We start from the raw sequence: 15347 nt of genomic DNA, 5'->3' as shown, positions 1-15347 counted from the left end.
GCGGCTACGCCTCAGCCGCGCGCTCTACGCTAGAAACATGAAGAGCACTGCCGGAACCATCATCGCCGTCGTCGTCGCCGTGATCATCGCGGCGATTGTGGTGAATGTGGTGTTCAGCGTGATGTGGTTTGTCGCCAAGCTCGTCGTGATCGCGATTGTCGCAGCCATCGTGTTCGGCATTATGCGTTCGATGGCCAACCGTAGCGACGAATAACGCGCTCTTCCTTCGCCGCGTCGCAACGAGCGAAGCGATGTCTGTGGCCCCCGGTAACGTGAGGGGCAGGAGGCAACATGCGAATTAGCGACGGCCGGGTTATCTGGAGTGCGACAGACCTCAAAAAGGCGGCCGAATGCGAGTTCGCCTGGGTGCGAAGCATCGACGCCAAACTGGGGCGCATCGCGGGCGTCGACGAGCCAGAAGACGAGATGATGCAGCGAGCGATCGCGCTCGGCCTCTCCCACGAGCACGCTGTACTCGAACGGTACCGCGCGCAGTACGGCAACGATGTGGTCGAACTAGCTACCGTCGGCCCCACCGATCCCGAAGCTCTTACGCGAGCGCTCGAGCAGACGGTGGCAGCGCTGCACTCGCCGGCACGCGTGCTTTACCAGGCCGCGTTCGCCCACGACGACTTCATCGGATTCGCTGACTTCATGGTGCGAACCGACGTCGGTTGGCTCGTGCAAGACACCAAGCTTGCCCGCACGGCGCGCGTCACCGCGCTCATGCAACTTGCCGCCTACGTTGATCAGTTGCACCGACTGGGCGTGCCGACAGACCCGACGGTCGAGCTCATTCTCGGCGACGGCGAGACCAGCAGCCACCGAGTCGATGATCTTCTGCCGGTGTTCGAGCTGCGACGCGAGCGCATTCGTCAGCTCATCGCCGACCGCGCCGTCACTGAAACGCAGGCGCCGATCGCGTGGAACGACGAGCGCGGCGATCTCGGTGTCATCGCGTGTGGCCGCTGCGCCACGTGCGAATCCGAGGTCATCGCCCACCGAGACCTCCTTCTCGTTGCCGGCATGCGCCCCGTGCACCGTCGCCTCCTCCGCGGCGCAGGCATGGAGTCGATTGACGCCCTCGCCGCCGCGACAACGGCGCCGGAGGGAATGAACCCCGATGTCTTCGCCTCACTGCGCCTGCAAGCGCAACTCCAGCTTCAAAGCCCGGCCGGCGTTCCGTCGCCCGGCGCCGACGCAGACTCGCACGCGGTTCCGCAATACGAAGTCGTCATGGCGCCCGCGCTCAGCAGTCTGCCCCGCCCCAACCCCGGCGATATCTTCTTCGACTTTGAAGGCGACCCGTTGTACACCGAGGGCGACGGAACCATGTGGGGCATCGACTACCTGTTCGGCTGGGTAGACACCAGCGAAACGTACACGGCGCTGTGGGCGCATTCGTTTGCCGACGAGAAGCGCGCCCTCCTCACATTTCTCGACGCCGTTGCCGCCATGCGCTCCGCCAACCCCGGCATGCACATTTATCACTACGCGCCCTATGAGACGAGCCACCTCACGGCGATGGCCGCGCGGTACGGCGTCGGCGAGGCGGCCGTTGACACACTGTTGCGCGATGGCGTTTTTGTCGACCTCTACCCCATCGTGAAGCGTGCGGTGCGGGTGGGGTCGCGCTCGTATTCCATCAAGAAACTCGAACCGCTTTACATGGCGGAGCAGGTTCGTACCGAAGACGTGCAAAACGGTGGTGATTCGATCGGGCGTTATGTTGAGGCCCGCGCGCTCGCCGCAGACGGCCACGCCACGGCGGCCGACGAGATTCTGCAAGATCTCGCCGCCTACAACAAGTACGACTGCGTCTCGACACGGCGGTTGCGTGACTGGCTGATTGACCGGGCGATCGAGGCGGGTCGCGCTCCGGCGCCCGAAGAGGAGCCGGAAGAACGCCCGTACGAGGCTTCGCCGCTTGCCATCGCGCTGCAGGCGATTGCCTCCGACTATGTCGAGCCCGAGCAGGCCGGTCGGGCGCAGTCGCTCCGGCTGGCCGCCGCGGCCATCGACTACTACCCGCGCGAGAGTAAAACGTTCTGGGCGGAACATTTTCTGCGGCTCCGCGAGGTGCTCTCGGTATGGGAGGGTCAGCGCAATGTGGTCGCGGTTGACGCCCACAGCTCGGTGGTTCTCGAAGACTGGTCGATTCCCGACGGCGCATACGCCATGCGTCGTATCGTGCATGTGCGCGGTGCCGTGGCACCGGGCAGCACCATCAAGGTTGGTTCCACGCCTTATCTCATCTATGAGCGGCCGAGCCCGTTCACGCCGAGGCGCCTGTCGCATCGATGGCTCAACGTCGCGCACAGCGCCACCGTCATCGATGAGGTGACAGACGGTTTCATTATTGAAGAGCGTGCGCTCGACGGCCAGACGTGGGATGCGCTGCCCATTGCTCTGACCGAGCAGGCGCCGCCGAGCGCCGGCGCACAGCAGGGCGCGATCGACGAGTGGGCGCAGAAGCTGATCTCTCATGAGGCAACGGCGGTAGAGTTCCGCAATCCGGCCTGGGATTTGCTCATGCGGCGAGAGCCGCGCACCGTCGGCGGTGCGGTCGACGGCCGCACGCTGCACACGCTCGACAAGGTTGACGCCATCGTGTCGGCTGTCGCTGCCCTCGACCATAGCTACCTCGCGGTGCAGGGTCCTCCCGGCACCGGCAAGACTTACGTGGCCTCGCGGGTTATCGAAAAGCTGGTGCGTGAGAAGAACTACCGCATCGGCGTTGTCGCCCAATCTCACGCCGTCGTCGACAACGTTCTTGACCGCGTGATCGAGGCCGGAGTTCCGAAAGAGCTGGTCGGCAAGTCGTCGCCAACGGCCGTCGACGATGCCGCGTTCACCCGTGTCGTGAAGCGCAAGATGGGTGATTTCGTCGAGAAGAATAGCGCCCGTGGTTTCGTGGTCGGCGGAACCGCGTGGGACTTTGCGAACGCCGGTCGGCTGGCTCGTGGGTCACTTGATTTGCTGGTCATCGATGAGGCCGGGCAGTTCTCGCTCGCCTCGACGATCGCGTGCTCGGTTGTCGCCAACCGACTGTTGCTGTTGGGCGATCCACAACAGCTGCCGCAGGTGAGTCAGGGCACGCATCCCGAGCCGGTCGACACCTCGGCGCTCGGATGGTTGATGGACGACACCGACGTGCTCGCCCCAGAATTCGGCTTCTTCTTGGAGCGGAGCTGGCGCATGCACCCCGCGGTGGCCGCTGCCGTTTCCCGCCTGAGCTATGACGGCAAGCTGCAAGCGCACGAATCCGCCGCCGCGCGCAGTATTGAGGGTGTCGAGGCGGGCGTTCACCCGGTTCCGGTCCCGCACCGTGGCAACACCTCGCACTCCGCGCAGGAGGCAGCCGAGGTGCTGCGCATCGTCGAGAACCTTCTCGGGCGACAGTGGCATCCCGGCGAAGGTCTGCCGCCGCGCCCCCTCACGCCCGCCGACATCATCGTCGTCACCCCATACAACGCGCAGCAGCAGACAGTCTCTGAGGCTCTCGCCGCCTATCCCGAGGTGCGGGTCGGAACCGTCGACAAGTTTCAAGGACAGGAGGCGGCCGTCTCAATCACCTCCCTGGCAGCCTCCACCGCCCGCGATGCGCCGCGCGGCCTGGAGTTCTTGCTCCTGGAGAATCGCATCAACGTGGCCGTTTCGCGTGCGCAGTGCGCGGCGTACGTCATCTATTCGCCGTGGCTTCTCGATGACCTTCCCTACACGCCGGCAGGTGTGCGGCGGTTGTCGGCGTTCGCACGGCTCATGCGGGTCGGCGAGGGTGAGGCACTGGCCGGGTCGCGCCGAGGCAACCCGCCCGCCACCGAGACAACGCTCGTAGACTGAGAAAGGTGCCTTCGCCGAGAAGCACGCGGAGAAGGAGCAATATGTCGTTGGAGACGCACAAGTGGCGTGCCTACTGGGTGGGCGTAGCAATCGCCGCCGTCACGATCCTCGATATGACGAAGGTCAACACGGCGCTACCCGCTCTGGAGACGGCGCTCGGCGCCTCGTCCACCGAATTGCAGATCATCGTCGCCGGCTACGTACTGACCTTTGGCCTTGCCCTGGTTCCGGCCGGTCGCATCGGTGACCAGCGCTCCCGCAAGACGCTGTTCTTGGTCGGTCTGATCATCTTCACCGGCATGAGCGTGCTGGCCGGCTTCGCGAATGACCCAACGACCCTTCTCGTGGCGCGCCTGCTGCAGGGAGTCGGCGCCGGCATTCAGATGCCGCAGGTGCTCGGAGTCGTGCAAGAGCTCTTTCAGGGCAAAGAGCGCGGCAAGGCCTTCGGCCTATTTGGCGCCACGATTGGTCTTGCGACCGCGTTCGGCCCCGGACTCGGCGGCCTCGCCATTGAACTCGGCGGCCCGGTTGACGGCTGGCGCTGGATCTTCTGGATGAACCTGCCGCTCGGTCTCCTGCTCATTCTCGGCGTGATTTTCTTCATGCCGGAGTCGGCGAAGAAGAAGCGCGAGCCGCTGAGTCTTGACCCGATGGGCATCGTGCTGTTCGCTGTCACGGTGATCGCCCTGATGTGGCCGTTCTTGTTCACCACCGGGTCGCCAGAAGATGACCCCGCCCGCTGGTGGTTGCTGGTCGTCTTTGCCGTTGCGCTCGCCGCCTTCATCTGGTGGGAAAGCCGCTACGCGCGCCGCGGTCGTGCGCCCCTGGTTCCGCTCACCCTGTTCCGCAAGCGCTCGTTCCGCAACGGGCTCATGATTGGCACGCTCTACTTCGCGGGCCTGCCGCCGATGTTCTTGCTGATCACCATCTTCATGCAGCAGGGGCTGGGCCTCACGGCGCTCATCGCCGGCCTCATCACCACCGGATTCGCGCTCTCCAGCGCCTACGCCAGCTGGTGGGCGGGCGCGCGCATCAACACCATGGGCGCGCGACTCATCGTGAGCGGCATGGTGATTGTGCTTGCCGTCATGGTGTCGATGGCGATCGCCGCCTCCTTCCTGCCGCACGAGTGGATTCCGTGGATCGTCACCGGCTTGCTGTTTATCGGCGGCATCGGCGGCGGCCTCGTGGTGTCGGCAAACCAAACCCTGCTGCTCGAAGACGTGCCGGTGCGCGAGGGTGGGCTGGCCGGTTCCGTCGCGCAGCTCGGACAACGTATTGGCAACGCGATTGGTACCGCTGTTGCGCTGTCGATCTATTACGCAACGCTGTTTCGCGAATCGGGCTCTGTGCCCGCCGATCAGGTTCCGTTCGACGCTCTCCGCCTGGGCCTGGTCGCCGTCGCGCTACTGATCGCGCTGGCGCTGATCGTGGCGGTCGTTGATTTGCGCGGTCGAGGCGGCGCGAACGATCTCATCTCGCGCGCCGCAGAGTAGTTCCGCGCCGCAGAGTAGCGCCGCAGCGTAGTTCCGCGCCGCAAACGACAAGACCGGAAAATCCCGCGCGAGCCGCGACGATTTTCCGGTCTTCTTGACGTTGTTAGACGGTGCCGTACAGGCGGTCGCCGGCGTCGCCGAGACCGGGCACGATGTAGCCCTGGTCGTTGAGTCGCTCGTCGAGTGCGCCGAGTACGAGGGTGACGTCACGGTCGCCGACCTGCTTTTCAATTGCGGCAACACCTTCGGGCGAGCCGAGAATGCAGACGGCCGTGACATCTTGCGCGCCGCGGCGGAACAGGAAGTCAATTGCCGCGCCGAGCGAGCCGCCGGTTGCCAGCATCGGGTCGAGCACGAAGCACTGCCGGTTGCTGAGGTCGTCGGGCAGGCGTTCGGCGTACGTGACGGGCTCGAAGGTTTCTTCGTCGCGTGCCATGCCGAGAAATCCGACCTCGGCGGTCGGAATCAGCTTGACCATACCGTCGAGCATGCCAAGGCCCGCGCGCAGAATCGGAACCACCAGCGGGCGCGGCTCGGAGATACGCACACCCGTGGTCAGGGTGACCGGAGTCTCGATTTCATACGGCTCCACCCGCACGCTTCGCGTCGCCTCATACGCCAGCAGCGTCATGAGCTCTTCCGTCAGCTGACGAAAGACGGGTGAAGGTGTCCGCTTGTCGCGAAGAACCGTGAGCTTGTGAGTGATCAGGGGATGATCGGCGACGTGAACACGCATGGATTCAGAATAACGTCTCTCGCGCCGCGACGTGAGTTGCGTGCGCGAGCGTTATCGGTGGGCTCGGCTAGGGTTCACGTATGAGCAGCACCGATGAGGCGATGAGTGCAGCCCTTGCGCTAGCGCGCGAGGCCGCCGTTGCCGGTGAAATTCCGGTGGGGGCTTTGGTGCTGGGTGCAACGGGCGAGCGGCTGGGCGCTGGCCGCAATCGCCGTGAAGAGACGACCGACCCCACCGCTCACGCCGAAATTGTGGCGCTGCGCGAAGCCGCCAAGGCCACCGGATCATGGAACCTCAGCGGAACCACGTTGGTCGTCACGATGGAACCATGTGTGATGTGCGCGGGAGCGATTCTGCAGTCGCGCGTCACCCGGGTGATCTTTGGCGCGTGGGATGACAAGGCGGGCGCTGCCGGCTCCCTCTACGACGTGCTGCGAGATCGCCGACTGCCGTACCGCGCCGAAGTTATCGGCGGCGTACGTGAGGGTGAAGCGGTGGCTCTGCTTCAGGAGTTTTTCGCGACGCGTCGGTGACGTGCCGTCGGGCGCCGTGGTTCCGTGACTCGGTGCCGGGGTGTTTAGTGGGCGACTGCGGCGGGGTTTTCGCCGCCCTCGGAGAACGAGGGCTTCTTGCCGAAGATCTTGGCGATAACTAGCACGATGCCGACAATCACGAGGCCGAGGGCGAGCCCGGCGATAGCCGAGATGATGGTGTCGCCGAACCACACAACGACGGGGCCGAGTGGTGCGAGCCACGCTTCGACGGCGTGCAGCATGTCAACGGGTAGGTGCCAGCCGACTTCGCCCAGGTTGGCGAGCACGAGGTGACCACCGACCCACAGCATGGCAACGGTTCCGATGATCGAGATGGTGCGGAAAACGGCCGGCATGCTGCGAACGATGCGGGTTCCGGTGTGGCGCACGCGGCGCTCTTCGTTCTTTGCCATCTTGAGGCCAATGTCGTCGAGCTTGACGAGCAGCGCGACGGCGCCGTAAACGATGCCGGTCATCAGCAGTGCGATCACCGCGAGCACGGCGAGGGTCATGCCGATGCCCATGTCAGAGTCGAGGCTCGCGAGTGAAATCAGCATGATTTCGGTCGACAGAATGAGGTCGGTGCGTACGGCGCCGAGCACGAGCTTCTTCTCATCGCGCGCGCCAGTGTCTTCGTGACCGTGCCCAAAACCGAACCATTCGAGTACCTTTTCTGCACCCTCAAAGCACAGGTAGGTTCCGCCGATGATCAGCAAGAACGGCAACACCTGCGGCGCCCAGGCGGTCAACATGAGGGCGATCGGAATGATGATCACAAACTTGTTGACGATGGAACCGAGGGCGATCTTGCCGACCACGGGCAACTCACGCGCCGGGGTCAGCCCCTGCACGTATTGCGGCGTGACGGCAGCATCGTCGATGACCACGCCAGCAGTTTTGGCCGAAGCCTTCATTGCGGCGCTGAGAATGTCGTCGACGACAGCGAGCAAACCGACCGACATGGGATCCCCCTAAAGTTTTGAGCGGGTTCAGCCTAGTGGTCGGCGGGTGTGGATTCTCTTAGTCAGCCGACTTCAAAACGATCGCTTCGGTCGGCGGGCCACCCACCGGCACGTAAGCGATACGCGACAGCAGCGCTGCACGGAAGTCTTCCGGCTCTTCAAGGTGCGGAGCGTGGCCAACGCCTTCGAAGACGCGCTCGACGACGTGACCGCCGGCGGCGACGTACGCCTCAAGCACATCGCGCGTCTGCCCCACCATCTCTTGCGCGGGGGCCGCCTCATCGCCCGGCCACTCGGGGATCACACCGAGCTTGCCGAGGTTGTTGATGTCGAATAGGGAGTTGTCGCTGACGATGATGTCGGCGTCGCCGCGCACCCAGAGGATGCCCGGCTTGTCTTCAAGGTCAACGATCGACGACACGTTGAAGTACTGCGGAGCCATCGCGTTGAGCACACCGATCTCGCCAGGAGCGAAGCCCGGCCAGTTCTCCGATGCCTTCGCATCGCCCGGGTAGTTGCCCTCGGCGGTCGAGGTGGTGAGCATCGACTCAACCCAGTGATCTTCATTCACGCTGTGGAAGTCGGGCGCAATGTATGAGGCGCGGAACACACTTCGCGGCGATGTCGGGGCCTCGTCGGTGGTGTCTTTCGCGGCCAACCGCGCAACGAAGTCGGGGTTCGCGCCGCCAGCACCGGTTCCGGCGTCGTCGTCAGTGAGACGGGAACCATCGCGGCGGGTGCCGCCGAATCCGTAGGGCGAAACGGGAGACTCGAGCGTGAGGGAGAGGGCCGGGTAGTCGAGGGCGTATTGCATGATGACGCCGCCGCCCATCGACCAACCAACGAAATGTGCGGTCTCGATGCCGAGCGTTTCGAGCACCGAGTGCAGGTCGTCGGAGAAGTCGCGCAGCCCGCGCGTCGCGTCGACAGGGAGGGAGTCTGACTCACCGAATCCGCGAAGGTCAACCGCGATGACGCGAAGATCACGTGGCAGGGCGAGCATCGCAACCTGCCAGAACTGGGCTGAAGACACGTTGCCGTGAACAAATACGATCGTGCGGTCGGCCGAAGCGTTGGCATCGTCGGCAGCGCGCTCGAGGATGCCGGCGTTCAGGCGCGGCGTTTCAACGATGCGTGCAGTGATTCCGTCAAAGAGTGTCATTTTCCCTCATTGTCGCCGTCGTTCGCAGGGCGCTGCTTTGCGCCTCTCAGCCCATCGTAACGACCTTCTTGCGCGCTACATTGCCACCCGCTGTGAATCCCATGGTTCCGGTGCTGGCGTATCGAGGTACTCGGTAGCTGGCCTCTGGGTGCCGTGTCGTGGTTCCGACCGGCGAACCTATGATGTAGGCATGACTGCTCCAGCGATTGCGATTCTCGGTGCCGGTTCTATGGGGGGCGCGATTCTGCGTGGCGTGGTGGCCAGCGGGTTGCCGACGCGATCGTTGATCGTCACGAACCGCACGGCTGAAAAGGCGGCTGAACTCGCCGATCTTGCGGGTGTGACGTCCGTTGCGCTGGCAGATTCTCCGCGCGCCAACTACGACGCGGTCGCCGACGCCGACATCGTGCTGATTGGCGTGAAGCCCGCCATGGTGGCCGACCTGTTGCGGGATATTTCAACCTCACTCAAGCCGGGGGCGATTGTGGTGAGCCTTGCGGCCGGAACCACGCTGGCGACGATTGCGGGGGCGCTGGGGGAGGGCGCGAAGGCTATCCGCGCGATGCCGAATACGCCCGCGATTGTGCGCAAGGCCGTTACCGGGCTCGCCGCTAACGAGCACTGCACGCCCGAAGATATCGCCGCCGTGCGCGCGGTGTTCGAGGCGGTCGGCACCGTGATCACGACGGACGAAGACGGTATCGACCGGCTCTCCACCATTTCTGGTTCCGGCCCCGCGTACGTGTACTTCCTCATTGAGCAGCTGACGCAGGCGGCCCTGCACCAAGGGTTTACGCTGGCCGATTCGCGCATTATGGCCGAGCAGACCTTCATCGGAGCCGCCGCGCTGCTTGACGCCACAGGCCATGATCCCGCCGACCTTCGCCGCCGGGTCACGAGCCCCAAGGGAACCACCGAACAAGCCATCTTCGTGATGCAGGACGCCGGACTCGACTCGATGTTTATCGCGGCGACCAACGCCGCCCTCGCCCGCGCAAAGGAGCTCGCCGCCGGGGCGTAGGGGCGGTGGGTGCCGTTGGGGTGCTGTTGTGGTGCTGCTCTTGGGGTGTGCGTCTCGGCGGGGGAAGGTTCCGGGGTTTCGGGGTTTCGGGGTTTCGTGGTTCCGGGGTTCCGGGGTTCCGCGTCTCGGCGTCGTGTCTGACCGCGGTGCGGCCTTTCCCAAATGTCGGACCCGTTCGCTCGACACGCCGTTAGGTGCCGCCTGTCGGAGCGCGCGGCTCACGTGGTTCCGACATTCGGGAAGCGGAACCACGCTGTTGGCGTGAGACGGTGCGCTGGACTGACGGTCGTGTGCCAGCCCGAACAGTTGTGTATTTGGCCGACGGTCCCGCTCGACCGTGGTCGGGCCTTTCCCAAATGTCGGACCGGTTCGCGCGACACGCCGTTAGGTGCCGCCTGTCGGCGCGCGCGGCTCACGTGGTTCCGACATTCGGGACGCGGAACCAGGAGGTTGGCGGGGGATGGATTGCTGCATGTGGGCTCGGTGCGGCGGGGGCTTGACGGCGTTCCGATGAGCGGCGTTGTGCTGGACTGAAGGGTCGGGATTCGGCCTCTGGCCCCGCCTGAGCGGGGTCGAGCATTTCCCGAATGTCGGACCAATCCGCTCGACACGCCGTTTGGAGCCGCCTGTCAGCACCCATGGCTCGCGTGGTTCCGGCATTCGGGAAGCGGAACCAGGACGTTGGCGGGGGACAAATTGCGGCACGGGCCGCGAGGCATGTTCTAAGGCGACCGGCGATCTGGCTTGTGGATAACGGGAACGGTTGATTAGAGGTTTGTCTACTGTCGCCGTATGGGAAGTCGTCGTCTGCTGGCGCTGTTGGGCATGACAGTGCTGATGGCGCTCGCTGGATGCGTAGGCGAGCCTCCCGAACAGCGGCCGGTCGTAACCCCGACACCGGCATACACGCCGGGCGTCGATCCGGAGGCTGACGTCGCGGCCGCAATCGAGACGTACGAGGCGTACGTCGAAGCGAGTAACAATCTCGTCCTCGCCGACCGCGAAACGTGGGACCCAGTTCTTGACCTCCTGCTTGAGGATTACCGGAAGTCGTCCGTCCTGTCATACGAACAGATGGCTGAGAACGGTGAGGTGTTCGATGGTCCAGGAAAGATAGTTTCGGCGGAATTGGAGCAGGCCTACGGGACGGTCTTGAGAATTCACGTTTGCACAGACTTTTCAGCGGCGCTGATTCGCGACGCGCACGGGGATCTCATCGGAGATATTTCCGAGTACGGCGTTCTATCCATGAACGTCGTTCTCCAAGCTGCAGAACCGTCTCCGCATGGTTGGAAGATCGGATACTTCGGCATGTCGGACCGGCCGTGCTTGTAGCACCGCCCAATTGGGCAGACGAGGCTGTGGATAAACCGCGCGGCTCGACGCAAAATTCAGTACCGTCTCTGCATGCGGATTTCTCGGATGCTGGTTATTGCGGGTGTGGTGTCAATGGTGGCGCTCGCCGGTTGTACGCCCGCGCCGTCGGAACCGCTTCCGATTCCGACTTCGGCGACGACATCGACGCCGAGCGCCACGCCGACACCGGAATACACTCCGGGTGTCGACCCCGACGCTGACGTCGCCGCGGCTATTTCTACGTACGAGGCGTACGTCGAAGCGAATAACGATGTTGAACTCTCGGATAGCGAGACGTGGGATTCAGTGCTTGCGCTCCTCGCTGACCCCTACCTCTCTGATTCAATCTCGTCTTACGAGGAACTCGCGGCGGCCGGGTACAAGTTTGAAGGGGATGCACAAATTGTCTCTGCTGTCGCGACGAAAGTTCAGTCGACGATTGTGAACCTTCACGTGTGCACCGACTTCGCTGAGACCATGACTTTGGATTCGAATGGAGTTCTGATCGGGTCTGCAGAGGACTACGCGGTCAAATCTATGAACGTGATCCTCCAGTCAAATGACGGCGTGCAATTCGGGTGGGCGATCGTCCACATTGGCTGGTCGGATCTGACATGCTCGTGATTGTTCTCCTTGCTGGCGGCCTATTGGCGGGCGTATCGCCTGCCAACGTTTGTTTTCCTCAAGACATTACTTGCGAGGTTGACAATAATGGTGGATCGGTTGAGGTCGGCGGCCTTGCCCCAAGAAACCCGGGCTACGGCATCAGTCCGCCATCGGATAGCGATGGTGATCCGTTTATGGGCGCAGGTAATCCGGGGAATTCGGGTGCGCCGGTTAATCCGCCGGTGACGTTGTGCAACACCGATGATGACACGTTCCCGATCAACGACCCGTTGCAGGGGATCTGCCAGTCCGACGACGTTGTGGAGATTCCCTACCCGACGCTGGCCGATCTCGCTCGTTTCACTCCGCAGCCCCCAACGTTGACGGGTGAGCCGTATACGGCCGGAGTTATCGGCAAGCCCACCAACTTCTTGAGCACAGCGAGCACTCACACACTCACGGGTGCATTGTTTGGCTACCCGGTTAGTGTTCAGTTCACTCCGGTGTCGTACACGTTTGACTACGGTGACGGAACCACGGCGACGGTGACAGATGCGTACGATTCGTGGGTAGATGCTGGGTTGCCGCAGTTCACGCCGACGGATGCTTCACATGTGTACTCCGCAAAGGGCGAGTTTGATGTTTCGGTCACGGTCGCATACTCCGCAACCGTGAACTTCACAGGCTCCGGCGCGTGGCTACCGGTCGACGGTTACGTGCGCGCGACCGCGTCTGGCTACGATGTAACGATCTACGAGGTCGTCACCGCGCTCGTTGACAAGGACTGCAACGAAGACCCCAACGGCATCGGCTGCCCCTAACGCGACGAGCTTGTGGAAAGACAGCGCCGCCTTGCGCGGAATTAAGTAGCGTCACGGGATGCGAACTTCTCGCCTGCTGGCTGCTGTCGGCGTAACGACGTTGTTGGTGTTCGACGGTTGTACCTCGCCGCCGTCGGGGCCGCCGTCGAGTGCACCATCCACACCGGCCGCGACTCCCAAGCCGGCGTACACGCCTGGCGTCGACCCTGACGCTGACGTTGCTGCAGCAATTGCGGCATACGAGGCGTACGTCGAAGCCGAGAACCAAGTGGCTATTGCCGACCGTTCTACGTGGGACCCGCTCCTGGACCTCATCGTCGGCGAGATGCGAGATGGAACCCTAGAAACGCTCATGTCTATGGCGGAGGACGGAACCACTCTCACCGGCGGTGCTCTCATCCTCAGCGCAGCAGTTGCCGGTCAGGATTCGGAGCGTGTGGTGCTTGACGTTTGCCTGGACATCGGGGGCACAGACATTGTGGGTGCTGATGGAGCTTCATTGGTCAGCCCAACACGGCTGCCGATCTCCGCGATGCGGGTGCGCGTCGTGCCTGTCGTTGCCGCTGAGGTGATGTGGAAGATCGACTACATCATTTTTAGAGAAGACGGTCCGGAATGTTAGCGGCTGTTCCTCGCCTGCACGCTGCCACCCACCCTCGCCGCTGAGCCGCGCCCCGCCGCAACGTTGCCACCCAGCGACATGCCCCGTTGCGCGGCGTGCTCCGATGGTTCCGTTGGCTACACTCATCCCAAGCCCGGGGAGACGGGCCCCGGTCTCGGCCCGACGCTCGCACGCGGGCCAGCACCGACCTCGCGCACGCGTGCCACGAGCTCAAAGGAGAGCGCAATGCCCACGCCCACCCTCAACGAGCGCTTGCGCTATCGGTTTGACGTTTGGATGGCGGGCGGAACCGTCGCGCTCATGGGGTTGCTCGCCCTCGCCACCTTCGTCTTTGTGGTGATTTTGGGGTTCATCACGTGGATTGTGCTCGCCCTTGCCCGCGACAAGACTTCTCCTGACCCGAACGAGGGCCCGTTTGATTTCATGTGGGGCTCGCTGATGCGAACGCTGGACCCCGGAACCATGGGTGGTGACCGCGGGTGGGCGTTTCGTATCTTGATGCTGGTTGTGACGATCGGCGGCCTCGTCATCGTCGCGAGCTTGATCGGCATCGTGTCCGGCGCTTTCGACAGCCGTGTTGAGCAGCTGCGCAAGGGGCGATCGCGCGTGCTCGAGAAAGACCACACGCTCATTCTTGGCTGGAACTCGAAGGTCTTCTCGATCGTGCAAGAACTGGCGACGGCCAACGTTTCGCGCGGCCGCTCGCATATCGTCATTCTTGCGAATCGCGACAAGGTCGACATGGAAGACGAGATTCGGGCGGCGACGCAGGGGCTCGGCAAGACCACGGTCACCTGCCGCACGGGAGATCCGAAGTCACTGCGTGACCTCGAAATTGGCAGTCCACATGCCGCACGGAGCATCATTCTGCTCGGCCCGGCTGACGCGACAGACCCCGATATCGACGTGATCAAGGCAGCCCTCGCGCTGACCAACAGCGCCACGCATGCCGACGCGAAGTATCACATCGTCGGGGAGCTGACCGGCCCCGACAACCTCGACATTGCGCGCCTGGTCGGCGGCGACGAAGCCAAATGGGTCGTCGGGCCGGAGCTGATCGGCCGCATCACGGTGCAGACGTGTCGCCAGTCGGGACTGTCGAATGTCTATCAAGAGCTGCTCGATTTTGAACGCAACGAAATCTACGTCACGGATCAGCCCGAACTGATTGGGTTGACATATTTCGACGCTCAGCTGGCGTTCGAAAATTCCACCGCCATCGGCATCGTTCGTGGTGAGACGGTGATGATGAACCCCGATGCCGAATGCGTGCTGCAAGCTGGCGACAGGCTCGTCGTCATTGCCGAAGATGACAGCACCATCAAACTGGGCAGGCCTTTGGTCGTTGATCCGGTCGGAATGGCCGAGCGGGTGAGCGCCCCTGAGAAGCCTGAGCGGATTCTCGTTCTGGGTACCAACAGCGCCCTGCCGAGCATGCTCACTGAGCTGAACCAGTACGTCGCCAGCGGATCAGACGCGACGATCGTCACGCGCGACGAAGTGCAGAACATTCCGCAATTGGACCGGCTCAGCGTGACATTGCAGCGCGGCGACGCCTCGCAACGGAGCTTTCTCGAATCGTTGCACCCAACCTCGTTCGATCACGTAGTTGTCCTCGCCGACCCCGCGACTGACCCGCAACAGGCCGATAGCCGCACTCTCGTCACGTTGCTGCAGCTGCGTGACATTGCCCGCCACGACGGCCAAGACCTCAACGTTGTGACGGAAATGCTCGACGACGCGAACCGCGAACTCGCCGAGGTGACGGAGGCCGACGACTTCATCATCAGCGACAAGATTGTGGCACTGGCGCTCGCCCAGATCAGCGAGAATCCCGTGCTGGCCGAGGTTTTCGACGTGCTGTTTACCAGCAAGAGCAGCGAAATGTACCTGCACCCCGTCGATGACTACGTCGAATTGCACACCGACATCAACTTCACGGCCCTCATGGAAGCCGCGCGATTCCGCGGCGAGACGGCCATCGGGTTCCGTCGGGCCGCGCACGCCCGGCAGAAGTCGGAGGGTTACGGCGTCAACCTCAACCCCGCAAAAACCGAGCGGCTGTCCTTCGCCGAAGGTGACGAGATCATCGTCCTCGCGGAGGCGTAGCAAGGGCGCGGTTCGGAACCACGGCGCCCGCCGTGCGAAGTGCGGGGGCGTCGGGAGCCCACACGTGGTTCCGCTTGCCG

The 15347-nt window shown here is 63.5% G+C and carries 13 protein-coding genes; 10 read left to right on the top strand and 3 right to left on the bottom strand.

Annotation, left to right across the window (positions count from 1 at the left end; translation table 11 throughout):
- Positions 1–37 precede the first annotated feature (37 nt).
- The 3 genes from FVP60_RS12995 (at position 38) to FVP60_RS05450 (ending at position 5339) form a co-directional block, all read left to right on the top strand.
- Positions 38–214, top strand: coding sequence for a hypothetical protein (locus FVP60_RS12995; protein ID WP_187240573.1), 177 nt, complete (start codon positions 38–40; stop codon positions 212–214).
- Positions 215–291: 77 nt separating this feature from the next.
- Positions 292–3843, top strand: a complete 3552-nt coding sequence (locus tag FVP60_RS05455) for a TM0106 family RecB-like putative nuclease (protein ID WP_147825207.1) — start codon at positions 292–294, stop codon at positions 3841–3843.
- Between the two features lie 41 nt (positions 3844–3884).
- Positions 3885–5339: an MFS transporter gene (locus tag FVP60_RS05450; RefSeq protein ID WP_147825206.1), complete on the top strand. Its 1455-nt coding sequence runs from the start codon at positions 3885–3887 to the stop codon at positions 5337–5339.
- Positions 5340–5442: 103 nt separating this feature from the next.
- Here FVP60_RS05450 and upp read toward each other — a convergent pair whose 3' ends face one another.
- A complete protein-coding gene (gene upp, locus FVP60_RS05445; protein ID WP_147825205.1) occupies positions 5443–6075 on the bottom strand; it encodes a uracil phosphoribosyltransferase in 633 nt (210 codons plus the stop codon).
- 80 nt (positions 6076–6155) lie between these two features.
- Here upp and FVP60_RS05440 point away from each other — a divergent pair, with 80 nt between their 5' ends.
- Entirely contained in the window at positions 6156–6608 is a 453-nt protein-coding gene (locus FVP60_RS05440) for a nucleoside deaminase (protein ID WP_147825204.1), read from the top strand.
- Positions 6609–6652: 44 nt separating this feature from the next.
- On the opposite strand, the gene FVP60_RS05435 is transcribed toward FVP60_RS05440, so the two are convergent.
- Positions 6653–7570, bottom strand: coding sequence for a DUF808 domain-containing protein (locus FVP60_RS05435; protein ID WP_147825203.1), 918 nt, complete (start codon positions 7568–7570; stop codon positions 6653–6655).
- A gap of 58 nt (positions 7571–7628) precedes the next feature.
- Positions 7629–8732: an alpha/beta fold hydrolase gene (locus FVP60_RS05430; RefSeq protein WP_147825202.1), complete on the bottom strand. Its 1104-nt coding sequence runs from the start codon at positions 8730–8732 to the stop codon at positions 7629–7631.
- 190 nt (positions 8733–8922) lie between these two features.
- On the opposite strand from FVP60_RS05430, the gene proC reads away from it, so the two are divergent.
- From proC to FVP60_RS05400, 6 genes are all read left to right on the top strand, one after another.
- Positions 8923–9753: a pyrroline-5-carboxylate reductase gene (gene proC / locus FVP60_RS05425; protein ID WP_147825201.1), complete on the top strand. Its 831-nt coding sequence runs from the start codon at positions 8923–8925 to the stop codon at positions 9751–9753.
- Between the two features lie 792 nt (positions 9754–10545).
- Positions 10546–11088, top strand: a complete 543-nt coding sequence (locus tag FVP60_RS05420) for a hypothetical protein (RefSeq protein WP_147825200.1) — start codon at positions 10546–10548, stop codon at positions 11086–11088.
- 72 nt (positions 11089–11160) lie between these two features.
- The gene (locus FVP60_RS05415) at positions 11161–11733 is read left to right on the top strand and encodes a hypothetical protein (protein ID WP_147825199.1); all 573 of its coding nucleotides are present in this window, start codon (positions 11161–11163) and stop codon (positions 11731–11733) included.
- Positions 11724–12536: a hypothetical protein gene (locus FVP60_RS05410; RefSeq protein WP_147825198.1), complete on the top strand. Its 813-nt coding sequence runs from the start codon at positions 11724–11726 to the stop codon at positions 12534–12536. Before FVP60_RS05415 ends, FVP60_RS05410 begins: the two co-directional genes overlap by 10 nt.
- A 58-nt stretch (positions 12537–12594) precedes the next feature.
- Complete coding sequence (locus FVP60_RS05405; RefSeq protein ID WP_147825197.1) at positions 12595–13158, top strand: hypothetical protein; 564 nt, start codon at positions 12595–12597, stop codon at positions 13156–13158.
- Between the two features lie 225 nt (positions 13159–13383).
- Positions 13384–15267: a CASTOR/POLLUX-related putative ion channel gene (locus FVP60_RS05400; RefSeq protein ID WP_187240572.1), complete on the top strand. Its 1884-nt coding sequence runs from the start codon at positions 13384–13386 to the stop codon at positions 15265–15267.
- Positions 15268–15347 lie beyond the last annotated feature (80 nt).

This window comes from Microbacterium mitrae (genome assembly GCF_008017445.1).
Taxonomy (GTDB): domain Bacteria; phylum Actinomycetota; class Actinomycetes; order Actinomycetales; family Microbacteriaceae; genus Microbacterium; species Microbacterium mitrae.
This window is presented reverse-complemented; position numbering and strand designations above follow the sequence as displayed.